Origin of the sequence: Mycobacterium sp. DL592 (assembly GCF_011694515.1) — a bacterium.
Classification (GTDB): Bacteria; Actinomycetota; Actinomycetes; order Mycobacteriales; family Mycobacteriaceae; genus Mycobacterium.
In genome coordinates this window covers 1,449,534-1,473,473 of sequence record NZ_CP050192.1, presented here as the reverse complement: position 1 = coordinate 1,473,473, position 23,940 = coordinate 1,449,534, and the positions used below count along the sequence as shown (strand labels likewise).

Sequence of the window (23,940 nt, the reverse complement as noted above, 5' to 3'; positions counted from 1 at the left end):
CCGGACCGCTCAGCTGGAAGCCTGATGCTCACGCGCGTCCTTCTCGGCCTGGGCCGCCTGCACCCGGCCCTCGTTGATCTCGGCCCACGCCTCAGGAATCTCGCTGGCGGTGAACTTGCCGCCCTGCCCGGTGGGCAGACCACCGAAGGCATAGGTGTCGTCGAACGCCGGCGCCTCCGACGGGCGGCGGCGGGCCTCCACCTTCTCGATGACCGGTTCCAGGCGCTTGGCCTTGGCGGCCACGGCCTTCTCGTCACGTTCGATGAACTCGGGCAGAATCTCTTTGCCCATGATCTCGATCGACTCCATGATGCCCTCGTGGGCCCGCGGATTGAGCAGCAGGATGATTTCGTCGACGCCGCTGGCCTCGTAGTCGCGCAGGAACTGCCGCACGGTCTCCGGTGAGCCGATCGCGCCGCGACCGGGACCGTAGGCCAGGGTCGGATCCTCCTTGACGGCCTCCTGGTAGAGCTCCCACACCTTGGTCCGGCCGGGGGTGTGCATACCGGTCAGGTAGTAGTGCATGATGCCGAACGAGAAGAAGCCGCCGCCCACGCCGAGCCGCTTGACGGCCTCGTCGTCGGTGCGGGCCACCATCATCGACAGGTCGCCACCGATGGCCAGGATGTTGGGGTTGATCGCCGGGGTGACCGGCGAGCCCTTCTCCTCGAAGTCCTTGTAGTAGGTGTCCACCCGGTCCTTGAGCGGGCCGGGGCCGGTGTAGGCGAAACTCAGTGCACCGATGGCTTTTTCGGCCGCCATGTTCACCGAGGACGGCCGGGTGCAGGCCACCCATACCGGCGGGTGCGGCTTCTGCAGCGGGTGCGGGATGACGTTGCGGGCCGGCATCTCGACGTGCTGGCCCTTGAACCCGGTGAACGGATCCTCGGTCATACAGCGGATCGAGACCTCCAGGGCCTCCTCCCACATCGTGCGCTTGTCGGCGGGGTCGATGTTGAACCCACCCAGCTCGGCCACCGAGGAACCCTCGCCGGTGCCGAACTCCACGCGCCCGTTGGACAGGTGGTCCAGGGTCGAGACCCGCTCGGCGATCCGCGCCGGGTGGTTGATCGGCGGCGGCAGGTGCATCACACCGAAGCCCAGCCGGATATTCTTTGTGCGCTGACTGGCCGCGGCCAGGAACATCTCGGGGGCACTGGAGTGGCAGTACTCCTCGAGGAAGTGGTGCTCGGTGAGCCACACCGTCGAGAAGCCGGCCTTGTCGGCGGCCTCCACCTCGGTCAGGCCGTCCTGGAACAGCTGGTGCTCGTCGTCCTGCCCCCACGGCCGCGGCAGCGGGAACTCGTAGAACAGCGAGATCTTCATGAATTACCTCCGATGAGATGCGTTGAATCCTGTTGCTGGTCAGTGGAACTGTGCTGACGGCCGGCGATGTGCTTGGCCGCGATGTAACCGAATGTCATTGCCGGCCCGATGGTGGCGCCGGCACCGGCGTAGCTGCGGCCCATCACCGCGGCCGAGTTGTTGCCCACCGCGTAGAGGCCGTCGATGACGGTGTCGTCGGCTCGCAGCACACGGGCGTGTTCGTCGGTGCGCAGGCCTCCCGAGGTGCCCAGATCGCCGAGGATGATCTGGAAGGCCAGATACGGCGGCGTCGTCAACGGGTACAGGTTCGGGTTGGGCAACGTCGGGTCGCCGTAGTAGTTGTCGTAGGCGCTGTCGCCGCGGTTGAAGTCGTCGTCGTGACCGCTGCGTGCCAGCTCGTTGAAACGCTCTGCGGTACGCCGCAATTCACCGGGTGGCACACCGATCTCGACGGCCAGTTCGTCCAGTGTTCCCGCCGATCGCACGACGCCGGAGTCCAGCCATTCCTGCGGCACCTTGCGACCGGTCGGCACGGGTGCGCCGGGGATCTTGGGCAGCGGCAGGTGCCCCGCCACGACGTAGCGATGGAACGACCGGGTGTCGGTGATCAGCCAGCACGGGATGTGGCTGACACCCGAACGCTGGCCGCCGATCATGGCGTGCGCGAAGTCCATGTAGGGGGCGGCCTCGTTGATGAACCGTTTCCCGGCGCCGTTGACGACGAACTGCGACGGCATCATCCGCTCGTTGAGCATGAATTGCAGCCGCCCGCCGGGCCAGCACATTGCCGGGAACCACCACGCCTCGTCGAGCAGATCGGTGGAGGCACCGACCTTCTCCGCGGCACGGATGCCGTCACCGGTGGCCACCGGGTTGCCGAAGCTCCAGTCGTGTTCCAGTTCGGGAAGATACTCACGGCGCCAGGCCATGTCGTGGTCGAAGCCGCCCGCGGCCAGGATGACTCCGCGTCGGGCGCCGATGCGCCGCGCGCTGCCGTGCTGTTCGATGACCGCGCCCACGACGGTGCCGTCGACGTCGATGATCAGCTCGGTCATCGGCGCGTCCAGCCACAGCGGGATGCCCTGTTCCCTCATGGCCAGCCTCAGCCGGGCCGACAGTGACTGCCCGATGGCGGCGATCCGCTCCCCGAACGCATGTGCGCGGAACTTTCGCCACAACAGCTTGAGCAGGACGACCTTGCCACGCCAGTTCTGGCGCACCTGGTAGAACAGCCGCAGATCCTTGGGGCCCAGCCAGATTCCCTTGGGTGCCAGGGCCAGCGGCTTGAGCAGGTTCTCCTCGTCCTCGCCGAGGGAGCGCAGGTCGATCGGCGGAACGTTGATGGTGCTGCCGAGCTCCGACCCGCCGGACACCTCCGGGTAGTAGTCGGCGTATCCGGGCTTCCACACGAATTCCAGCCAGCTGCTGATGTTTTCCAGGAACTCCATCATCAGCGGCGCATTGTCGACATAGGCGGCGATGCGCTCGTCGCTGACGAGGCCGTCGGTGATCTGGGCGAGGTAGCGCTTGACATCGTCGGGGTCTGGGGCGTAGCCCTCACGTTTCTGCGACGGGGCGCCCGGCACCCAGATGCCGCCACCGGACAGGGCGGTGGAACCGCCGAAGTGGCCGGCCTTTTCGACGACCAGCGTGTCCAGTCCGGCGGCGTGCGCGGTCAGCGCGGCGGTCATGCCGCCACCGCCGGAACCCACCACGAGCACGTCGACCGTGGTGTCGAACACCTCGGGGCTCACCGGAAGGCCCCGGCCGGCAGCGCGGTGCGCATGGCGAACCCGGCGATCAGCTCGGGGGCGGCACGGTAGTAGTGGTGGACCGTCCGATAGGGCCCCTGCGCGGCGAGCGCGGCGAACGCGGCCACCCAGGTCCGTACCTCGTGCGCGGAATTGCCTGCCTCACCGGCGATCCAGGAGTTGGTCCATCCCTCGAGTGCGGCGAACCGGCCGGTGTCCATCAGGTCCAGGAACGAGCGGTCCCAGTCGGGGTTGAGCGGCTGGCACCCGCCCGCACCGGCGGCGAACTCCCGGGCTGCCGCGGCAACCGCGTCCTGGCGGGCCCGGCGCTGTTCGGGTGTCATGGGTGCTCCGTGGACGATGCGTTCCAGCGCGGCCGGCGGCGCGCTCTTCAGCGTCGGTACCGGCGGATCATGGGACAGCCCACCGGATCCCACCACGAGCACCCGCTGGTCCAGTCCGGCCAGGAACGTTCCGACCGCGGCACCCAGGGCCGCGGCCCGGTGCAGCGGGCCCAGCGGGGTGGCGACGGAGTTGATGAAGATCGGGATGACCGGCACCGCGGTGGCATCGCCGAACAGTTTCTCCAGCGGCTGCACGGTGCCGTGATCGACTTCCATACCCGCCGAGATCGCCACGTCGACACCCGCATCCAAGACGTGCTCGGCCAGCTCGGTGGCCAGTGCTGCAGGGACGTCCAGCGGGCCGCTCTGGGTACCGTAGTCGCCGACACCGGTTGCGGCGGTGCCGATGCAGAACGGCGGCATCAACTTGTAGAAGAAGCCGTTGTAGTGGTCCGGCGAGAAGATGACGACCAGTTCGGGGTCGTACTCGCGGGCGAAGTCGCGTGCGATGCTCAGTGCGCTCTCCACATCCTCAAGCAGTTCCGCCGACGGGCCGGGCACGTTCAGCAGTGGGCTGTGCGACATGCAGCAGAGGGCCAGTGCCATCGTTGCCTCCCGGGGTCAGGGTGAGTGTGTCGAGAAGGGCCGCGCTCAGCTCGGGTGCGCGCTGGGCGATGCAGGCACCGGCGATACAGCGATCGGGCCGCAGGAACATGACCGACTCCGGGCGGGCATCGAACCAGGCCTTCAGCGCGCCGGTGCGGTCACCGACCACGACGATGTCGGGATCGTCCTGGTCGGGCCAGGACAGCTGGGTCTGCGGGCGCAGCGCGACGAAGACCGCGCCGAGCGACTTCCAGGCGTCGAAGGCGCTGTCGCCCAGTATCTTTCGCGGATTGTTGTTCCAGCACAGCACGGCGAACCACGGTCCGATCACGTCGTCCAGCAGCACGTCGCGTCGGTCGCGGGTGTCCACCCTGGGCTGGATGAACAACGTGCCCACACCTGGGGACGGCGGATCGTTGTGGACCACCGCCCCTTGGGCGTAGTACGGCATCGGCTTGAACCGCATCTCGAGCACGTACCGTTTGAGGGTCGGCACCAGCGAGGTACCCCGGATCACGACGTCCCGAAGTCCTGCGATCCGGCGATTGGTCGGCGAGATCACCTTGCCCACCGTGGTGGACAGATCGATCATCGCCCGGGCGTGCTTGCGGCGCTCGACGTCGTAGGAGTCCAGCAGCTCTTCTCGCGCTTGGCCCTTGACCACCGCGGCAAGCTTCCAGCCGAGGTTGCCGGCGTCGCGGATGCCGCTGTTGTAGCCCTGGCCCTGCCAGACCGGCATCAGGTGGGCGGCGTCCCCGGCGATCAGCATCCGCCCCTTGCGGAACGAGCCGGCGATGCGGGAGTGATGGGTGTAGACCCGCCTGCGGATGATGTCGGCGCGGTCCGGATACGGGATCAGCGTGCCCAGCATCCGGGCGACGAACTCCGGGTCCTCGGCCAGTTCGTCGGATTCGTCGGCGTGGATCATGAATTCGAAACGCCGGATACCGTGGGCGATCGAGATCGACACGTACGGCCGGGCCGGATCGGCGCCGACCTCGCTGTTGGGATGGCCCAGCGGGTCGTTGGCGACGTCGACCACCAGCCACCGCGTCGAGGATGTCGTGCCGTCGAACGACACACCCATCAGACGCCGTGTCGCGCTGCGCCCGCCGTCGCACCCCACGACGTAGCGGGCCCGGACCCGGCGCACCCCGGTGTTCGGCGCCAGCTCGACGGTGACGGCGTCGGCCGACTCGGTGATGGAGGTCATCGGATGGGCCCACGCCACCTCGACGTTGTCGAACCGGTTGAGACCCTTGAGCAGTTCGGCATCGACAAGCGGCTGCACGAAACCGTTGCGCTTGGGCCAGCCGAACCGCGCATCGGGCGGAGCCATCTCGGCCAGCAGCCGCCGCTTGCCGTCGAAGAACCGCAGGATCTGGTTGGGCACGGTGTGCGGCAGCACCGCATCGACCAGGCCGATCCCCTGGAACGTCCGCAGCGCCTCGTCGTCGAGACCGACTCCGCGCGGGTAGTCGATGAGGGCATCGCGCTCGTCGACGATCAGAGTCCGGACCCCTTGCAATCCAAGCGAATTCGCCAGGGTCAGGCCCACCGGCCCGGCACCGACGATGGCTACATCGACGTCGGTATCGACGTCGTCGCGCGCCGTTGCGCTGCCGTTGACAGATGCGGCCACCGTCACCGCCCCAGCAGGAAGTCGATGTGCAGACGGTCGAAGGTCTTGGGATCCTCGTACTGCGGCCAGTGGCCGCAGCCCTGCATCACCTCGAACCGCGCGCCCGGGATCATCTCCGAGATCCGCCTGCCCTCGGTGACGTCGGCGGTGGGGTCGTCACTGGTCCACAGCACCAGGGTGGGCGCGGTGATCGCACCGTAGTCCTGCGGCCGGATCAGGTTGCGCTGCCGGATCTCGGGATCCTGCAGTGCCATGATGTCGCGCATCGCGCCGACGAAGCCGGGCTGGCGGTAGACGCGCTGGCGGCTGGCGACGATGTCGGCGTAATCCTTGGACTTGTCGGCCATCAGCCACTTGATCCGGGCCTGCACCGTCTCCCAGCTCGGGTTCTCCGCGGCCGCCATCGACAAGGTGATGATTCGTTTCATCACCTCGGGGTCGGCCTGCGACCCGCCCGCGGTGTTGAGCACCAGCCGGTCCACTCGGCCGGGATGGTCGACGGCGAACCGGGAGGCCACCCATCCGCCCAGCGATTCCCCCGAGACGTGTGCGCGCGGCGCACCGATGGCGTCGAGGAAGTCGGCCAGGTGACCGACGTAGTGCGGGATCTCCAGCGGATGACCCGGCTTGTCGGTGTAGCCGTGCCCCAGCATGTCGATCGACCAGGTGGAGAAGTGCTCGGCGTGGGCTTCGAGGTTACGCACGTAGGCCTCGGCGTGCCCGCCGGACCCGTGCAGCAGCACCAGTACAGGTTTGTCGTGGTCACCGGCGTGCAAGTAGCGGGTGCGCACCCCGCCGACGTCCAGATAGCCCTGCGAGAACACGACGCCCTGCAGATCGCTCCAGACGCTCTCGAACTCCGACACTCACTTGCCCCTGTCTTCTGCGATAATGGCATTCTCGCTTTTTGTAAGCGGTGTGTGTAAATACTGAACTATGGTGTGCTATACATAGAGAGCATCACTCTCGCAGTGCCTCCTGTCAAGGAACTGCGGCAGTGTTCGGCTCGTCGTGGCACGTCCGACACGGAGACCGCATGACGCAGATGAAGATCGACCGGCCCGCAGCCGCGGCACCGGGGTCACAGACACTGGCCCGCGGGCTCAATGCTCTGCAGCTGGTCGCGGGCTCACGCGACGGCTTGACCATCCAGCAGGTCGCCGACAGCATCGGCGTGCACCGCACCATCGCCTACCGGCTGCTGAGCACGCTGGCCTCCTATCGGCTGGTCGCCAAGTCCGAGGACGGGCGGTTCCGGGTGGCCGCGGGCCTGGCCGCACTCGGCGCGACGTTCGACAACAACGTCCGTGAACTGAGCCTGCCGATCCTGCGACAGCTCGCCGACGAGCTCGGCAGCACCGTCTCGCTGCTGGTGGCCGAAGGTGACCAACAGGTCGCGATCGCGGTGATCGTGCCGACCCACGTGTCCTACCAGCTCTCCTTTCACGAGGGCAGCCGCTACCCACTCGATCGCGGCGCGGCCGGTATCGCACTGCTCGCGGCCATGCCGCCCCAGCCCGGCGAACGCGGACTGGTGACAAAGACCCGCGCACAGGGCTGGGTGATCACCCACGGCGAGATCGAACCCAACACCTACGGCCTCGCGGTGCCTGTGCACCGGCCGCCGACCTCGCCGCACGCCTGCATCAACCTCATCTCCCACCGTGAGGATGTCGTGCGCCGCGGCAAGGACGCCGTCGTCGTCGCGGCGCAACGGCTGTCGGCGATTCTCAGTTAAGCACCCCGCTGAACTGCGGAGATGCCGTGACTTCGCTTGACAGCCCGAGAATCGCGTCATTAGCGTGTAATGAAAGAACGATGTCGTGCGTTATATGCACACAACGAAAGTTGTTGGGCGGCAGCCGCACTGAAGAATGGAGCCGACCATGACAGACACCGATTCGCCGGGCTGGGACCACGAGGCCGACGTCGTCGTGCTCGGCTCCGGCGGCGCCGGACTGACCGCCGCATTGACGGCCGCAGCAAACGGCGCATCGGTCGCGATATACGAAAAGGCGCACACCGTGGGCGGCACCACCGCCGTCTCCGGGGGCATCGTGTGGACCCCGGCCCACCGCCGCTCCCCCGATGTCGACCTGCCCGTCGAGGACGCACTGGCCTACCTGCGCGCCCAGGCCCTGGGCGCGATGGACGAGGACCTGGTGCAGACCTTCGTGCGCACCGGCGAACCCATGATCGACTTCGTCGAGAGCCACAGCGAGGCCAGGTTCGAAATCGCCCCGGGTTACATGGATTACAAGCCCGAACTGCCGGGCGGCAAGACCGTCGGCGGCCGCTCGCTGAGCCCACTGCCCTACGAGGTGACGCGCCTGGGTGAGTGGGCTGAGCGGATCACCACCTTTCCCGCCGACTGGAGCAACGTCGGGTTCGACGCCGAAACCCGGGCGCGGCTCAACGCCGATGTCGACGACCGCGGCGGCGAGGTGGTCGTGGCCGGCGGTGCGCTGATCGCCGGGTTGTTGAAGGGCCTGCTGGACCGCGGTGTCGTGCCGGTGACCGACGCCAGAGCGCTCGAACTGATCGCCAATGCCGGTTCGGTGATCGGTGTGCGGATCGCATTGGGCGGCAAGGAGATCACCGTGCGGGCGCGCAAGGGCGTGGTCCTGGCCACCGGCGGCTTCGAGTGGGACGAGAGCCTTGTCGGGGCGTTCCTGCGCGGCCCGATGCGCGGCGCGGTATCCCCACCGAACAACACCGGGGACGGGTTGCGGATGGCGATGGCCCACGGCGCAGACCTGGGCAACATGGGCGAGGCCTGGTGGGTGCCGATCGTGCGGATCCCCGGCGACACCATCGAGGGAAAGCCCCGCAGCCGCAGTGTCCGCCTGGAGCGCACCCGGCCGCGCAGCATCATCGTCAACCGTGCCGGCAAGCGCTTCGTCAACGAGGCCTGCGACTACAACTCGATGGCCGGTGCGTTCCACTATCTGGACCCGCGCGGCGGCTACGTCAACGATCCGGCCTGGATGGTGTTCGACTCATTGCACCTCAAGCACTACGGGTTCCTCGGCGTCGAGCCCGACGGCCCCGCCCCCGAGTGGTTCAACCAATCCGCCGATCTCGCCGAACTGGGCGAGAAGACCGGCATCGATCCCGACGGCCTTGAGCAGACACTGGCGCGCTGGAACGACAACGTCACCCGGGAGACCGACCCTGACTTCGGCCGCGGCTCGAGTGCCTACGACGGGTACTGGGGCGATGCCTCGGCAACCACGACAGCGGCAAAGACCCTGGGCCCCATCGACACTGCTCCGTACTACGCGGTGCCGATCTCGGTCGGCTCGATGGGCACCAAGGGCGGCCCGCGTACCGACCGCGACGGCCGGGTGCTGCACGTCAGCGGTAAGCCGATCGCCGGGCTCTATGCGGCGGGCAACGCGATGGCAGGCGTCACCGGCCGGGCCTACGGCGGTGCCGGCGGCACCATCGGACCCGGCATGGTGTTCGGCTACCGGGCGGGTTACTTCGCGGCGACCGGCGAGTCCGTAGAACTTCCGAGTTGACACCGCACTGAGAGCGGCTATACGTCCGGATCTTCGCCCTCAGTGCGGTCTCAACTTGACTTGCACCCCTCGGCAATAGCCTTGCGCACCAAGTACTTCTGCACCTTGCCGCTCGCAGTGCGCGGGTAGTCGTCGACCTGGTAGAGCTCCTCCGGCCATTTCTGGCGCGCGGCACCGGCGTTCTCGAAATGGGCGCGCACCTCTTGCAGGGTGGGCATGGTGTGGCCCTCCCGGATCCGCACCACGGCAGCGGCATGCTCGCCGAGCCGGGGTTCTGGGGCGGCCACCACGACCGCCTCGGCCACCGCGGGCATGGTCAGCAGCACCTCTTCGACCTCCAGGGCGCTGATGTTCTCACCGCCGCGAATGATGAAGTCCGCCTTGCGGTCGGTGATCGTCAGATAGCCGTCGGAGTCCAGGATGCCGATGTCGCCGGTGTGATACCAGCCCTCGTCGTCGAACGCCTTCGCGGTGAGCTCGTCATCGGTATAGCCCAAGCACAGATCCGGCCCGCGAGAGAGGATCTCGCCCTCCTCGGTCAACCGGATCTCCACCCCGGGGCGGACGTTGCCGTCGGTGAGCAGTCGCTTGTCCTCGGGGGCGTCCTGTTCGGATCCGGTGATGGACGGATGCTCGGTGCTGCCGTAGGACCGGAACACATGGATGCCCAGATCGGCGAGCCGGCGGGTGACGGTGACGGGCACCGTGGACCCGCCGAGGCCGACATTGGTGATCCGGCTCAGATGCGCGTCGGTGAAGTCCGGATGGTCGAGCAGGCTGGTGACGAAGTACGGTGGCCCGCCGCCCATCGACATACCCTCGCGTTCCATCAGTTCCAGAACGCGGCCGGGATCGAAGACGTCGCAGAGGTCGACGGGCGCGCCCTCGATCACCGGGATGAGGAAGGCACCGACCATTCCGATGAAGTGGCCCACCGGGGTGGCGGTGATCTGGCGGCCGCGACCGGAGGCGTAGTTGGCCAGCAGCTGGCGCGTCTCGAAGCTCAGCGTCTGATGGCTGTGGATCACCCCCTTGGGATCGCGGGTGGTGCCGGAGGTGAACGCGATGAGTGCCGGCGCGGCGGGATCGGTGTGCAGTTCCCCGATCATCGGTTGCTCGGCCAGCAGGTCGTCGAACCCGGCGCCGACGAGTCCCACGATCGGCACGTCGGCGCACAGGTCGGGCGCAAACTCCATGTGCCGGAAGCGCTCCGCGGTGATGAACACCGTCGGCTTGGCGGTCTCGAGGATGTAGCTCAGCTCCTTGCGGCCGTAGAAGTGCACGATCGGCACGACCACCGCCCCCAGGAACGCCGAGGCCCAGAACGTCGCCGCGGCCTCGACCCAGTTGGGCAGTTGGAAGGCGATCACATCGCCTGGGCCCACCCCGCGCGCCCGCAGGCCCGCGGCCAGCCGCCGGGCCATCCCCTCGACGTCGCCGAAGGTTCCGGTGAACGGGCGGACCTCGGAATGCACGCAGAATCCGGTATCAGGACTGGCCGCCAACCCTCGCGCCAGCGTTTCGCCGAGCGTTTCCTGGGTCCACCAGCCCTGTTCCTCGTAGTGTTTCCTGAGCTCAACCGGGATGTTTCGCATCTGACTCTTCTCTTCGCGCACGCGGCTGGTCGCCAACCCTGCCTGCGCCTCGGGGCCGCTGGCGATGCTATTCTCCGAAGCCGAGAATGCCAATACCGGAATCGGAGAACCCAGAATGGTTGATCTCGACTGGAGCGACGACCTGGCCGTTCTCACGATCGACCGCCCGCATGCCCGCAATGCCATCGCCTTGTCCACCATGGGTGAACTCGAGGAGGCGCTCGACGCCGCGGCGCAGGCCAGAGCGCTGGTGATCACCGGAGGCGGTGACCGCGCGTTCGTCTCGGGGGGTGACCTCAAGGAACTCAGCGCGTTACGCACCCACGACGAGGCCGCCGCGATGGCGCGCCGGATGCGCACGATCTGCGACCGGATCGCCGATTTCCCCGCTCCGGTCATCGCCGCGCTCAACGGGCACGCTCTCGGCGGCGGAGCCGAAGTCGCCGTCGCCGCTGACATCCGGGTGGCCGCCGACGACGTCAATATCGGCTTCAACCAGGTGGCGCTGGGGATCATGCCGGCCTGGGGCGGCGCCGAACGGCTGGCCCAACTGGTCGGCCGGGGGCGGGCACTGATGCTGGCCGGCTCCGGGACCATCCTGCGCGCCACCGAGGCCCACCAGCTCGGGTTGATCGACCGGGTGGTGCCGCGGGCATCGTTCGCCGACGAATGGCGTTCGCTGGCAAAGTCTTTGGCCAATCGGCCGGCCGGCGAGATCAAGAAGGTGATCGCGGGCGCAACACCACAACAGGCCATCGACGCCTTCGCCGGACTGTGGGTGTCCGACGAACACTGGGACGCCGCCGACCGGGTGATGAACCGGGCCAAGTGAGCATGTCCCGATATCCGGGTTCGCCGGTGTGCGAACCGTTTCAGGCCCTACAATCCGGTGACTGGTTTCGGTGAAGGAGGCGGCGTGCGAGGCTGCGCGATGAGGTTCGTCCGGGTCGGCTCAGCGCTCGTCGTGGCCACTGCCGGAGTCGCTGCGACCGCGGCGACCGCCAGCGCCGAAGACCCGGTGATGCATCAGGTCACCTACAGCGTCTTCACCGAGCAACCGTTCCGGGGCGCCGAGATCTACTACCGCGACACCGACCCGCCGAACTGGGCCGACTACAGCCACGACCCTTACCTGTTCAGCCCCAACGTCGAAGCCGACCTCGGGCCGTCGCAGAAGTGGGTGCTGAACGTGTCACTGGCCAACCCCGACGAATGGGCGATGGTGATGGCCACTAGCGGCCGGTCGCCGAATCCGCCCAATTTTCATTGTGTTCTGGCGGTCGACGGGGTCGTCGTCGCCGAGAACTCCGGCGCCAAAGGCGCGCTCTGCTCGCTGCGCCACTGGTGAGCTGAGTCGGCTTCGGGCGCCGTCGGCGCACCCTCCATCAGCGTGAGATAGCGCTCGACGATCTCGATGGTCTCGCGATGCCCGGCGGTCACCCCCAGGGCTTCGCCCATCACCAGCACGGTGGACACCCCGGTCATCAGGATCGACCACACGACCGGGGGCACCTCGTCAGGCAGAACTTCATGGCGCTCGAGTGCGGTGACGAACGCGGTGCTCTGCTGCTCGCGGTACCGCTCGGCATACTGCGAAATCTCAGTGCGCAACGCCTTGCGGTGATTGGCCAGCGCCGCCATCTCCATCGTCAGGCGACTGGCCGCCGGATTCAAACCGTGCCGCCACAGCGCCCACAGCGGCTGCGGCGAGGCCAGCGCCCGTTCGTGGGCCGCCATGCCCAGGTCCGCGTAGCGGCGGAACACCTCGAGGAACAGATCGTCCATCGAGCGGAAGTAGTAGTGCACCAGCTGGGGCTTGAGGCCGGCTTTCTCGGCGACCCGGCGCGAGGTGACCGCGGCATAGCCCTCTTCGAGCAGCAGCTGCTCGGCCGCGTCGATCAATGCCATGCGGTTCTTCGCGTCGGGCGCCCCGATCCGCCGCGCCGATGCCATCGCCCCTCCGACTTCCAGAATCAAACACGCCGATCCTACGTGGGCCTTATCGGCCAGCCTTGACCCCGCACTTTACGCCGTGCTAAGCAAGTGCTCAGCATTTTGCCGCTCGAGGAGGAACTCATGACCGCTTTCGCTGACCTCGATTTCCTCACCGACCAGTCGCTGGTGCCCGACCCGTACCCGTATTACGACTACCTGCGCAGCCAGAACCCGGTGCTGCGGCTGCAGCCGCACGGGTTCGTCGCGGTGACCGGTTACGACGAGGCGCTGACCGTCTACAAGAACGTCGACGACTTCTCGTCGATCGTCGCGCTCGGCGGGCCGTTCCCTCCCCTGCCTTTCACGCCCGACGGTGACGATCTCAACGCCCAGATCGATGCGCACCGGACCCAGTTCCCGATGTACGAGCACATGGTCACCATGGATCCGCCCGACCACACCCGGGCACGCTCGCTGCTGAGCAGGCTGCTGACACCCAAGCGGCTCAAGGAGAACGAGGACTTCATGTGGCGACTGGCCGACCGCCAGCTCGACGAGTTCCTCAGCCAGGGCCAGGCGGAGTTCCTCGCCGAGTATGCCAAGCCGTTCTCGTTGCTGGTGATCGCCGACCTGCTCGGCGTTCCCGAGGAGGACCACCAGGAGTTCCGCGTCGTGCTCGGCGCCGAACGGCCCGGCGCCCGGGTCGGATCGCTCGACCACGAATCTGTGGGCACCAACCCGCTGGAGTTCCTCGACGACAAGTTCAGCGGCTACCTCGAGGACCGGCGCAGCAGGCCCCGCGACGACGTGCTGACCGAGCTGGCCACCGCGAAGTACCCGGACGGTTCCACCCCGGAGATCATCGACGTGGTGCGCACCGCGACGTTCCTGTTCGCCGCCGGCCAGGAGACCACCGCCAAGCTGCTGTCGGGGGCCATCAAGGTGCTCGCCGAACGGCCCGACGTGCAGCAGGCGCTGCGGTCGGATCGCAGCCTCATCCCGACGTTCATCGAGGAGTCGCTGCGCCTGGAAAGCCCGGTCAAGAGTGACTCGCGGCTGGCGCGCCGGTCGACGACGGTCGGCGATCTGGACGTCCCGGCGGGCACCGTCGTCATGGTGTTGCCAGGGGCGGCCAACCGCGACCCCCGCCGGTTCAGCGATCCCCACGAATTCCAGCTGGGCCGCCCCAACGTTCGTGAGCACATCGCCTTCGGCCGCGGTGTGCACTCCTGCCCCGGTGCGCCTCTGGCCCGGGTGGAGGGCAGGGTGTCACTGGAACGGATGCTGGACCGGATGGGTGAGATCACCATCGACTCCGACGTTCACGGCCCGGCCGGCGACCGCCGCTACAGCTACGAACCGACCTACATCCTGCGGGGGCTCACCGACATCCACGTCCGGTTCACCGGATAGCACCACGCGCCGAGATTGAACCTGCGCAGGCCGCTACTCGCACATTCCCTGCGTGAGTTCAATCTCGCGCCGCCGGCGGGCTGATCAGGCGTCGCCGCGCACCCAGATGGACTCGTTGTTCTGGATCGCGCAGGTGAGGAACATTCCGTCGGGCGCCTGCGCCACATCGTTCTCGTAGCCGCTGCAGTTGGTGTTGAACTGCTTGACCCCGACCATCGGCGGGGAGCGGAAGTAACGCGGCTCGTAGCGCCGCGGTGAGCCGCAGAACACCAGGCGGCCCCAGTTGTTGCGGGTGTCGACACCGAAGACGTAGTAGCCGGTGTCGCTGCACGGTGCACCGAGCTCCACCCCGGCGGTGATGCCGGGAGTGCAGAATGCGTCATTGCACTCGTTGGCATTGACGGGTGCCGGGGCCGGGTCCGCCAACGCAGGCGCCGGCATCAGCAAGCCGGCAACCAGGGGCGCGGCCAGAGCTACGACGGTCTTTCGCACCCGATTACTTTCGCACACTCGGTAAGCGAATTCTCCCGCTCGGAGAAGAAATCCCGGTCTGTGGAATGCTAGGCAGCAGTACTAAGGTCGTGGTCCACGCGACCGCGATGGACGAGGAGGTCCGATGCCGACCGGCAAGCGTGAACCCGAGACGCCCGAGGCCGACGACACCCTCGTGACTGCCGATGAGGCCGAGGCTGCGGCTGCCGAGGCCGAGGCACGCGCTGAGGCCGCCCGCGCCCGCGCAGAAGAGCTGCGCCGCAAGCTGGAAGCCGCCAGTGAGTCGGCCGAACCCACTGTGGCCGAGGCCGATGGCGCCGAGGACGAGGGCGCCGCCGGCGAACCCGAGACGCTCGCGGTCAAGAAGCGCCGGCCCGGGGTGCCGTCCTGGCGAACCGTCGCGGCCAGCCTGGTGATCCTGCTCATCGCAGGCCTGCTCGGCGGCACCGGATTCATGCTGTGGCAGCACAAGAAAGCCGCCGACGAACGCCACCGCACTGCCGAGTACGCCGCCGCCGCCCGTCAGGGTGTGGTCAACCTGATGTCGATGGACTACAACAAGGCCAAGGAGAGCGTGCAGCGACTCATCGACGACTCGGTTGGCAAGTTCCAGAACAACTTCCAGGAAACCTCCGACGATCTGATCAAGGCGTTGCAGGACTCCAAGATGGTCACCAAGGTCACCGTCAACGACGCCGCGGTCGAGCAGATGGACGACCAGACGGCCGTGGTGCTGGTCGCCGCGACCTCGCATCGGGAAGGGCCCAACGCGCCCAAGGAGGATCAGCAGCCCCGAGTCTGGCGGGTGGTGGTGAGCCTGCAGCGCGACGGCGGGCAGATCAAGATGTCCGACGTCGAATTCTCTTGACGGCCAAGGCTGTTACTGGACGATGCGCTGCACCCGCACCGGCATCTTGATCACCAGTGGGAGGTTGCGCCCGCAGGCTCCACTGAGACCGTAGGTCTCGTCGTAGCCCCCGAACAAAGAGCCGTCGGACGGATAGCGCTGACCGTTGGCGTCGACCACCCAGAATCGGAACTCCTGCTTACCCGGTGACGCCGTACCGTCGGCACACGGCTCCCAGTTGGGAATGGTCCGCCGGATCACCCAGCGATCCTCGGTGTAGACCATGTCGGCTTCCCAGCCCAGACTGCTGGTCAGGTGGCCGGTGCACGACGTCGGGCTCTCGCATGTCGAGGTGGTGGTCCACACCTGTTGCACCGTCTGCTCGTCGTGGAACACCTCGTTGGTCTTCGACATGCTGCCGACCGAGGTGACCAGGTACTGCCCGTTGAGCTCGATGCCGTAGGGGCCGCTGGCATGGGCCTGGGCCGCGACACCCGTTGCGGCAACCAGGGTTGCCACGCAGGCGCCGATGGTTACATTGACTGCGCGCATCATGGTTTCTCCATTCCGGGCCGGCCGCCTACGTCGGCAGCAGGTCCTTCCACGACTTGGGCGCACCGCCGGCAACCAGGCTGGACTGCTGCCGGTACTGACCGTCCGGGGTCAGGTACCGGCCGTTCTGCGGGTCGTAGTAGGCGACGGCCACCTTCGGTATCCCAGTTCGGTTGGCGCCGTAGGAACTCGGCGCTACCGGCACCGCACCACCGTCGGGTGCCGGGGCCGCCGCGGGCCCCGGCAAGGGCCCAGCCGGATCAGCCGGGGGCGCAACAACATCCGGCGCCGCAGCGGGTGGAGCCCCTGCGGGGACGGGTCCGGGCGGCCGGGGCGTGCCCTCCAACGGACCGTAGATGTTGTCGTTGAACGTCACCCGGTCATCCGGCGGGATGCCCTGGGACACCAGATTGGGGTCGATGGGATACGGGCCGGTCACGTGCTGGCGCATCGCCAGCGGCTCGTAGGGCTTGTCGCTCTGGCAGATCTCCACCGTGGGTGCGCGCTTGCCCGGCTTGTCCATGCAGGGATAGTTGCGGGCACCGCGCACCGAAATCGGGGAATCCTGAGGCAGTTTGCAGTACAGCCCGTCGGGGGTGTCGATATCGGAGAGGTCGGCCGGTGAGCGCCACTGTGACGGCGGCAGGAACCCGACGGTGCACGGCGGCGGGTCGCCGAACATCGCCGAGAACTCGCCCAGCGGCAGACCGGTGGGGTTGTTCTTCGGCAGACCGAACGACTGCTGCGCGGCGATGTAGGCCGGCAGGATCACCAGGAGCTGTTCGATACCCGGGTTGTAGGTGACCAGCACCTGCCCCACCGTGTTCAGGTTGGCCAGCAGCACCGGCAGCGTCGGCTTGATCTGGTTGAGCAGCGCCGAGGCCTCCGATACCGCACCCGGCGCGGTCTGCAGGATGTTGCGGATCTGGGGGTCGTTCTTCTGCAGGGTGCCGCTGATGCCGGCGAAGCTGCGCGACCAGATCTTGATCGAGTCGGTGGTCTGCGCCTGGCCGTCCAGCAGCGGTCCGGTGTCGTCAACCAGCGCGCGGGTCTGGTCGGAGATCCCGTTGATGTCGCCGGAGAGCTTCGACGCCGAGTCCAGCAGCGACTGGATGTCGAACCCGGCACCGTTGAAGGCCTTGAACGACTCGTCGAGAAGTTGGGCGATCTTGTTCTGCGGGATGGTGTCGAGCAGCTTGCTGACCTGGTCGAGCATCGGCCCGACCGGTTGCGGGATCGAGGCTTCCTTCACCGGGATCACCGAGCCATCCTCGAGATAGGGCCCGGACTTGGTGCGCGGCACCAGATCCACGAACTGCTCACCCACCGCCGAGATACTGCGGACGTTGGCATCCAGATCGGCCGGAATCTTCGGCGCGGTGTCCAGCGACATCGTGGCCAGCGCTCCGGTGTCGGTCAGCTCCACCGACGTCACCTTGCCGATCTGGACGCCGCGATAGGTGACGTTGGAGAACTGGTAGAGCCCGCCGCTGGCAGGCAGCTCCAGTTTGACGTTGATCTTGCCGACCCCGAGCAGGGTGGGTACCTGCATGTAGGCGAAGAGCATCACCGCCATGCCGACAACCGACGCGATCGTGAAAATGATCAGCTGGTTCCGGACGAAACGCGTCAGCATCAGTGACCTCCGCTGTAGGGGCCGGCGAAGATCTGATCGACCGCCTCCTGGCTGGGCACCGCGAACAGCCCGCCGAAAGCCGGTGGTACGACCGGCAGGACCGGCCCGTCCACCGGTGGCATCGGCGCTGACGCCGCACTCAGCGGTGCGCCGTCCTCACCCTGCGGCGGCGCCGAGACACCCGTCGACAGCGGCTCGTAGGTGTAGTTCAGGTACCACGGATCACCGGGCGCCGGAACGAGTTTCGCGTGCTCTTCGCCCCACCGGGTACCCAGGAACAGGCCGCGTTTGAGCCGCGGCACGGTGAAGTCGAGCACCGCGTACAGGTTCATGTAGTCACCGCGCACGGCGCGGTCGATCAAACCCTGGCTGTACGGGAACGTCGTCGCGTAGGCGAGCGCCTTGCCGATGTCGGGTCCGATGTCGGCCAGTCCCTTGAGCGCCGGTTCCAGATTCTTCAGGTTCTGCACCAGGTCGGCCTGTACATCGTTGACCACCCCGCTGGCGGTGTCGCTAAAGGTTCCGAGCTTGCTCAGCGCCGTGGTCAGCGCGGGGCGTTCCTTGATGAGAACGTCCAGGGCGGGCGGCAATTCGGTGAGCACCCGGTCGATGGCGTCGCTCTGGCCGGCGAAGGTTCCGGACAACCGATTCAGCGACTTGATAGAGGCGACGATGCTGTCGCGCTGCTCGTCGAGCACGCCGACGAAGTTGTCCAGCCGGGTCAGCAGATCCCGGACGTCGCCCTCCCGGCCGGACAGCGCGGCGCTGAAGTTGTGGATGATCTCGCTGATCTGGCCCAGCCCACCACCGTTGACCACGGCGGCCACGGCCGAGAGGGTCTGTTCGGTGGACGGGTACTTCGAGGTCTGGCTCAGCGGGATGGTCGCGCCGGGAACCAGCCGCCCACTGGGCTTTTCACCCAGCGGTGCGCTCAGCGCGACATGCATCGAGCCCAGCAGGCTGGTCTGCCCCACGCTCGCGACGGCGTTGGCGGGGATGTCGATATCAGGTTTGACCGAGATCTCGACGTCGGCATGCCAGCCCCGCAGCGACATCTTGCCGACACTGCCGACCACGACGTCGTTCATCAGAACCGGCGAATTGGACTCCAGCGTGCCGACGTTGTCGACCTCGACGTGATAGATGTTCGCACCGGGGCCGCGGCCGACGGCGCCGGGCAGTGGCAGCGAGTTGAGGCCCTGGAAGGCGCAGCCGGAGGTGAGCATCACCGCGCCCACCGCCACGAGCGCTCCCCGGATCGTCGTTCTACGCATCACGGTGTCCCTTCGGCCGGAAGCGGCGGGCCGGGCGGTGCGGCCGTCGCGGGTGCCGCCGGCGGCGGCACATACGACGGGTCGGGAATCGGTCCTCTCGTTCCCGGCATCAACATCCCCGGCAGGTTCGACACCGTCGGAACCGACTGGCCCGGCAACAGCGCCGGTGACGGATACACCGGAGCGTGCGGGACGTCAGGCGCGGTCGGCCCCGGTGCGATCGCCGGCGGCTGGCCGTAATTCGGGGGCGCACCCTCGTCGTTGTTCAACCCGGTGTACGCCGAGACGGCCGGTGGATCCTCCGGACCGCGCGCCGGGCCGGGTCCACCCGGGGCCAGCGACGGGTCGGTGTAGACGATGTTGTCCGGATTGGCCGACTTCATCAGGTACGGGTTGGTCGGGATCGGAATGTAGTTGAAGTTCAGCAGTCGCAGCGCCGGGCCGAGGTACTGCGCGCACAGCTTGGCCGTCTCCGGCGCGGTGGTGTTCTCCAGCGCACCGATCGAGCCACAGATGAACCCGACCGGACTGGAGAAGTTCGGCAGCGTGAAGCCGCCGCCGAAGTCACCAGTGTCAGGATTGTAGATGTTGTACCCGTTGGCGAATGCCGTCGGCGAGATATGCAGCACGTTCTCCAGTGCGGTCTTGTTGTCGACCAGGATCTGGGTGACGTTGCCCAGGCGCTGAATCTGTTCGGAGGTCGGGTCACGGGTCTCGGCGATGAAACGCTGTACCTCCCCGATAGCCACCGACAGGTTGCTGATCGCCCCGTCGAGGTCTGAACTGCTGTCGTTGATCACACTGGTCAGCGTCGCCAACCGGTTCTGGAACGCGACGATCTGGACATTGCTATCCCGCAGGGTGGTCACGACCGCCTGCAGGTTCTTGATCACGTCGACGATGTTGCCGCTGCCTTCGGCGAGAACACGGCTGACACTGGAGAATTGGGCGATCGTCTGGCGCAGCTTCTCGCCGTTGCCGTCCAGTGCGTTGGCGGCGCTGTCGATGAACTTGCTGACCGAGGTCGTCGAGACATTGCCCTTGGGCCCCAGATCGGTGGCCAGCCGGGTGATCTGGTTCTTGACCTCATCCCACTCCACCGGGACCGCGGTGCGTTCCACCGGAATCACCGCACCGCTGGCCATCTTCGCGCCGCTGTTCTTGCGGTAGGCCGGGGTGAGCTGGAGATAGCGCGCGGCCACCAGGTTCTGCGCCACGATGACAGCCTTGGCGTCAGCGGGGATCGGCACGCCGTGGTCGACGTTCATCATGATCTTGGCCTGGGTGCCGTCCGGTTCGATCGAGGTGATCTTGCCGACCTTCACACCCGAGATCCGCACCTCGTCACCGGCGTAGATACCGGTGGCGCTCGGGAAGTAGGCGGTGATCTTGGTGGGCGCGAAGTACATCTGCCGCACCAGGAAAGTCGCTCCTGCGAGCAGGAGCACGGCCAGCAGTGCCGCTGCCGCTACGACGAATCGTTTGCGCCTCATGGCTGTCCCCACCGTTCGTTGGGCTGCGGTATGCCGTTGTACGGGAACGGAATCTCGGCTCGCGGTCCGGCATTGTCCGGCGGCTGGCCGGCGTCGGTGCCACGACGGAAGCCGAAGGCGTAGTCGAAGAACGGCTGCAGCAACTGCGCCGGCTGCACGTTGGGCACGAAGGCGTTGTAGTAGAAGCCGCTGGAAACCGTCTCGCCCTGCGTCAGCTCGAACTTCGCCAGACCGGGCAGCGCCTTGGACAGGTTGTCGCGCTGGTTCTCCAGCATCGCGAGCACGGAGTTCAGCCGCTGCAGTGTCGGCGCGAGCTTCTTCTCGTTGTCGTTGACCAGACCGGTGAGCTGCTGGGCCACGGCCGAGGTGTTGGACAGCAGGCTGGAGATCGCCAGCCGACGGTCGTTGAGTACCCCGAGGAGGTCATTGCCGTTGAGCAGCAACGTGTTCAGTTTCTGGCTGCGCTTGCCGAGCACCACGCTGACGTCGGCGGCGTTCTTGAGCAGGGCGGCCAGCGAGTCGTTGCGGGCGTTGAGCGACTTGGACAGCCGGGTCACCCCGTCGAACGTGGGGCCGAGTTGGGGCGCCAGCTGGTCGAGGGTGTCCGACAAGGTGTCCAGCGATTGGTTCAACGCCGCGGTGTCGGTGCCCGCGGTGTTGGCGGTCAGGTCGCTGACCGCTTCGGTCAGCGAGTAGGGCGAGGACGTCCTGGTGATCGGAATGACGGTGCGCGGCGGCATCGCGGCGTTGCCTGCCGACTCGAGGGTCAGCACCCGCTCGCCGAGAAGGGTGCCGGTGCGGATGTGGGCGGTGGTGTCCGAGCCCAGCGGAACCGCACCTTTGACCTGGAAGGTGACCAGCGCATCGCCGTCTTCGAGTGCAACGTCTTGTACGGTACCGACTTTCATGCCGGAGACCGTGACGTCGTTGCCGGGCATGAGTCCGCCGGCTTCGCTGAACAAAGCCTGGTAGCGGACGTCGGTCGCCGAGGACAGCAGCTTCTCGGGCTGCAGGCCCACCAGGATCACCAGGATGATCAGGGTCGCGCCCAGAAAGCCCGCCCTGGCCAGATTCGCTCCGCGGTACTTAAGCATCGGGTTCCGTGCACCTTCCGGTCTCTTGCTTGATCCACGGGAAGACCACTGTCCGGCCCTGCAGGTCGGAGGCCCGCACCGACAGGCCGCAGATGTAGTACTGGATGAAGCTGCCGTAGGCACCCAGTCGCACGAGCTTGCGGTAGTTGCCGGGCATCCGCTTGATCCCGGCCTCCAGGCCGTCCTTGCTGTCGTAGAGAAGCGGCGCAAGGCGATTCATCTGTTCGACGGCGTTGGCCAGCGGTGTGCGGGCCTGGCCGAGCAGGCCGGCCAGTGAGGCGGTGCCGTTGTCCAGCGAGGTGATGGCGGTGCCGATCGGGTCGCGGTCGCCGGACAGCCCCGAGATCAGCTGCTCCAGCTTGTCGATCGACGCGTCGAACTGTCCGCCGTCCTTGGCCAGCACCCCGACGACCGTGTTGAGGTTGTCGATCAACTGCTGGATGGTCTGGTCGTTGTCGGCCAGCGCATTGGAGAACGACGAGGTCTTGGAGAACAGCGACTGCAATGTGCCGCCCTGACCCTGGAACGCCTGGATCAGAGATGTCGTCAGGGCATTGACATCTTGTGGATTGAGGCCCTGGATAACGGGTTTGAGCCCGCCGAGCAGCAGGTCGAGATCCAGCGCACCGGCCGTGCGGTCGGCCGGGATCAGCGAGCCCGCGGGCATCACCTTGGTCGACCCGGGACCGTCCACGAGTTCCAGATAGCGATCGCCGACGAGGTTCAGATACCGCACCGCAGCCTTGGTTCCGGTCGTCAGCACCACGTCGTGGTCGGTGTCGAAGCTGACCAGCACCGACTTGTCGGGCCGCAACTCGAGGTCGTTGACGGTGCCGACCCGGATGCCGGCAATGCGGACCGTGTCGCCGGCCTTCAACCGCGACGCGTCGGCGAACACCGCCGAATAGCCGTTGGTGGAACCGGTTCGGTACTGACCGAAGATGAAGAACAGCGAGGCGGTCAGGATCGACATGATGATGCCGAAGATGACGAACTTGATGAGTGTCCGGCGGTCGCGCGTCATCCCGACATCCCCATCTGGGTGCTGTTGCGGGGCGGGCCGTCGATGGGCCCGAACAGGGCCTGCTTGAGCCCGTCGGAGTTCAGCAGGATGCCCTGGTTGCCGTAGCGCCAGGGGTTGGCGCCCACGTCGGCGACGAGCATCGGCGGCACGTACTCATACGGCACGTTGGGCAATCCCATCTCTTTGCAGATCGGCCGGTCGAGCTTGGCGTTGACCTTCGGGAGGTCCTGCGGCCAGCGGTAGCGCTCGATGCCGAGCAGGAAGCTCACCGATACCAGCACGCCGGGCACCGGCAGCGGCGGCGAGGTCGCGAACGGGACGATGCCGCCCAGGCCACACGAGATGTTGTCGTGGTAGCGGGCCAGCAGGTCGGTTGTCGGCAGCAGCACATGGATCGCGTCGCTGAGCCCTTGGCGGTTGTCGCCCAGCACTTCGCTGCCCAGATCGGCGAATCCGGCGGCGCTCATCAGTACTGCGTCGAGATTGTGCTGCTCGTCGACGATCGACCGGCTCAGCTGTGCGGCGTTGTTGGCGGTGCGCACCAGATCGTCGGAGGCATCTGCGTAGGCGTCAGCCACCGCGGGGAACACCTCGATGTCGTGCTTGAGGTTGGGCAGGCTGGGGTCGAGTTTCGCCAACAGCCGGTCGAAGTCGGTCAGGGTCTGGCCGATCTTCTCACCGCGGCCGCTGAACGCGGTGGACAGCGCACCGAGTGTCTCGTTGAGCTTGGCGGGGTCGAGTTTGTTGAGTACCGAAACCAGTTGCTGGAAGACGGTATTGATCTCGACGGTCACATGACCGGCATTGACCACCTGCCCGGGCTGCATCCGCTGCGACGTCGGGTCGGCCGGCGGAACGAGTTCGACGAACTTCGAGCCGAACACCGTGGTCGACGCGATGTCGACGAACACATTCTCGGGAATGTGGCGCAGCTGGTCGGGATCCATGGCCAGGTGCAGCGCTGCCGTCCCGTCCGGGCGCGCTTCGATCGAGGCGACCTTGCCGACCTGGACGCCGCGCATCTTGACGCGGGCGTCGGGATTCATCACCAGGCCGGCGCGATCGGAAATCACCGTCACCGGAACGGTTTTGGTGAAGGAGCCACGGAACAGACCAACCGAAACCGCGAAGATTGCGACGATGGCCAGCACGGTGGCCAGACCTGCGAGCGGACGCGCCGAGCTGCGCGAGCCGAAGCTCTGCCCCGGCCGCGCCGCGATAGGCGCTGCCGAGGTTTCGGTTTCGGATCGGTCGACCGGTCCGGGACCCAGATTTCTCGTCACGTCTTCTCCCTATCCGGACAGGTTGAAGTTGCCGTTGGAGCCGTAGATGGCCAGCGAGACCAGCAGCGTCACCGAGACGACGACGATCAGTGAGGTCCGCACCGCGTTG

The 23,940-nt window shown here is 67.0% G+C and carries 21 protein-coding genes and 1 pseudogene; 6 read left to right on the top strand and 16 right to left on the bottom strand.

The features are described from left to right. Window positions 1-9 precede the first annotated feature (9 nt). Genes HBE64_RS07180 through HBE64_RS07160 form a run of 5 tightly spaced genes read right to left on the bottom strand, consistent with a single transcriptional unit; the run spans window position 10 to window position 6,535 of the window. Window positions 10-1,326: an LLM class flavin-dependent oxidoreductase gene (locus HBE64_RS07180; RefSeq protein ID WP_167099650.1), complete on the bottom strand. Its 1,317-nt coding sequence runs from the start codon at window positions 1,324-1,326 to the stop codon at window positions 10-12. Continuing rightward, a complete protein-coding gene (locus tag HBE64_RS07175; RefSeq protein ID WP_243841619.1) occupies window positions 1,323-3,017 on the bottom strand; it encodes an FAD-binding protein in 1,695 nt (564 codons plus the stop codon). The genes HBE64_RS07180 and HBE64_RS07175 overlap by 4 nt, the downstream gene beginning before the upstream one ends. Before the next feature lie 59 nt (window positions 3,018-3,076). After that, window positions 3,077-4,006 (bottom strand): 3-carboxyethylcatechol 2,3-dioxygenase, encoded by a 930-nt coding sequence (locus HBE64_RS07170; RefSeq protein ID WP_371744171.1) that lies wholly within the window; start codon window positions 4,004-4,006, stop codon window positions 3,077-3,079. Next, window positions 3,954-5,669, bottom strand: a complete 1,716-nt coding sequence (locus tag HBE64_RS07165) for a bifunctional 3-(3-hydroxy-phenyl)propionate/3-hydroxycinnamic acid hydroxylase (protein ID WP_167099641.1) — start codon at window positions 5,667-5,669, stop codon at window positions 3,954-3,956. Before HBE64_RS07165 ends, HBE64_RS07170 begins: the two co-directional genes overlap by 53 nt. A gap of 2 nt (window positions 5,670-5,671) precedes the next feature. Next, window positions 5,672-6,535, bottom strand: coding sequence for an alpha/beta fold hydrolase (locus tag HBE64_RS07160; RefSeq protein ID WP_167099638.1), 864 nt, complete (start codon window positions 6,533-6,535; stop codon window positions 5,672-5,674). A 170-nt stretch (window positions 6,536-6,705) separates the two neighbouring features. On the opposite strand from HBE64_RS07160, the gene HBE64_RS07155 reads away from it, so the two are divergent. Continuing rightward, complete coding sequence (locus HBE64_RS07155) at window positions 6,706-7,407, top strand: IclR family transcriptional regulator (protein ID WP_167099635.1); 702 nt, start codon at window positions 6,706-6,708, stop codon at window positions 7,405-7,407. A 148-nt stretch (window positions 7,408-7,555) separates the two neighbouring features. Further along, window positions 7,556-9,193, top strand: coding sequence for an FAD-dependent oxidoreductase (locus HBE64_RS07150; protein WP_167099632.1), 1,638 nt, complete (start codon window positions 7,556-7,558; stop codon window positions 9,191-9,193). A 50-nt stretch (window positions 9,194-9,243) separates the two neighbouring features. Here HBE64_RS07150 and HBE64_RS07145 read toward each other — a convergent pair whose 3' ends face one another. Further along, entirely contained in the window at window positions 9,244-10,788 is a 1,545-nt protein-coding gene (locus HBE64_RS07145) for an AMP-binding protein (RefSeq protein ID WP_167099629.1), read from the bottom strand. Window positions 10,789-10,903: 115 nt separating this feature from the next. Between HBE64_RS07145 and HBE64_RS07140 the strand changes: the two genes are divergently transcribed. Beyond that, entirely contained in the window at window positions 10,904-11,620 is a 717-nt protein-coding gene (locus HBE64_RS07140; protein ID WP_167099626.1) for an enoyl-CoA hydratase/isomerase family protein, read from the top strand. 99 nt (window positions 11,621-11,719) lie between these two features. Then, window positions 11,720-12,136, top strand: coding sequence for a hypothetical protein (locus HBE64_RS07135; protein ID WP_167099623.1), 417 nt, complete (start codon window positions 11,720-11,722; stop codon window positions 12,134-12,136). On the opposite strand, the gene HBE64_RS07130 is transcribed toward HBE64_RS07135, so the two are convergent. After that, window positions 12,052-12,741 (bottom strand): TetR/AcrR family transcriptional regulator, encoded by a 690-nt coding sequence (locus HBE64_RS07130; protein ID WP_167099620.1) that lies wholly within the window; start codon window positions 12,739-12,741, stop codon window positions 12,052-12,054. The two genes, HBE64_RS07135 and HBE64_RS07130, sit on opposite strands and share 85 nt — an antisense overlap. Before the next feature lie 123 nt (window positions 12,742-12,864). Here HBE64_RS07130 and HBE64_RS07125 point away from each other — a divergent pair, with 123 nt between their 5' ends. Then, complete coding sequence (locus HBE64_RS07125; protein WP_167099617.1) at window positions 12,865-14,136, top strand: cytochrome P450; 1,272 nt, start codon at window positions 12,865-12,867, stop codon at window positions 14,134-14,136. A gap of 84 nt (window positions 14,137-14,220) precedes the next feature. Here HBE64_RS07125 and HBE64_RS07120 read toward each other — a convergent pair whose 3' ends face one another. Then, the gene (locus HBE64_RS07120; protein WP_167099614.1) at window positions 14,221-14,628 is read right to left on the bottom strand and encodes a hypothetical protein; all 408 of its coding nucleotides are present in this window, start codon (window positions 14,626-14,628) and stop codon (window positions 14,221-14,223) included. Between the two features lie 124 nt (window positions 14,629-14,752). On the opposite strand from HBE64_RS07120, the gene HBE64_RS07115 reads away from it, so the two are divergent. Continuing rightward, window positions 14,753-15,496 carry a hypothetical protein gene (locus tag HBE64_RS07115; RefSeq protein WP_167099611.1) on the top strand — a complete coding sequence of 248 codons (744 nt, stop codon included), beginning with the start codon at window positions 14,753-14,755 and terminating at the stop codon, window positions 15,494-15,496. Window positions 15,497-15,508: 12 nt separating this feature from the next. Here the strand turns inward: HBE64_RS07115 and HBE64_RS07110 are convergent, their stop codons facing one another. From HBE64_RS07110 to HBE64_RS07075, 8 genes and pseudogenes are all read right to left on the bottom strand, one after another. Next, window positions 15,509-16,030: a hypothetical protein gene (locus HBE64_RS07110; RefSeq protein ID WP_243841523.1), complete on the bottom strand. Its 522-nt coding sequence runs from the start codon at window positions 16,028-16,030 to the stop codon at window positions 15,509-15,511. 25 nt (window positions 16,031-16,055) lie between these two features. Beyond that, a complete protein-coding gene (locus HBE64_RS07105) occupies window positions 16,056-17,663 on the bottom strand; it encodes an MCE family protein (RefSeq protein WP_167099608.1) in 1,608 nt (535 codons plus the stop codon). Next, complete coding sequence (locus HBE64_RS07100) at window positions 17,663-18,937, bottom strand: MCE family protein (RefSeq protein WP_167099606.1); 1,275 nt, start codon at window positions 18,935-18,937, stop codon at window positions 17,663-17,665. Before HBE64_RS07100 ends, HBE64_RS07105 begins: the two co-directional genes overlap by 1 nt. Next, window positions 18,937-20,430, bottom strand: a complete 1,494-nt coding sequence (locus HBE64_RS07095; protein WP_167099603.1) for an MCE family protein — start codon at window positions 20,428-20,430, stop codon at window positions 18,937-18,939. The genes HBE64_RS07100 and HBE64_RS07095 overlap by 1 nt, the downstream gene beginning before the upstream one ends. After that, window positions 20,427-21,524: an MCE family protein gene (locus tag HBE64_RS07090; protein ID WP_167099601.1), complete on the bottom strand. Its 1,098-nt coding sequence runs from the start codon at window positions 21,522-21,524 to the stop codon at window positions 20,427-20,429. Before HBE64_RS07090 ends, HBE64_RS07095 begins: the two co-directional genes overlap by 4 nt. Further along, entirely contained in the window at window positions 21,517-22,548 is a 1,032-nt protein-coding gene (locus tag HBE64_RS07085; RefSeq protein WP_167099599.1) for an MCE family protein, read from the bottom strand. Before HBE64_RS07085 ends, HBE64_RS07090 begins: the two co-directional genes overlap by 8 nt. Next, window positions 22,545-23,831: an MCE family protein gene (locus HBE64_RS07080; RefSeq protein ID WP_167099597.1), complete on the bottom strand. Its 1,287-nt coding sequence runs from the start codon at window positions 23,829-23,831 to the stop codon at window positions 22,545-22,547. Before HBE64_RS07080 ends, HBE64_RS07085 begins: the two co-directional genes overlap by 4 nt. Window positions 23,832-23,840: 9 nt before the next feature. Continuing rightward, window positions 23,841-23,940, bottom strand: a pseudogene (locus tag HBE64_RS07075) (ABC transporter permease); the annotation flags it as partial.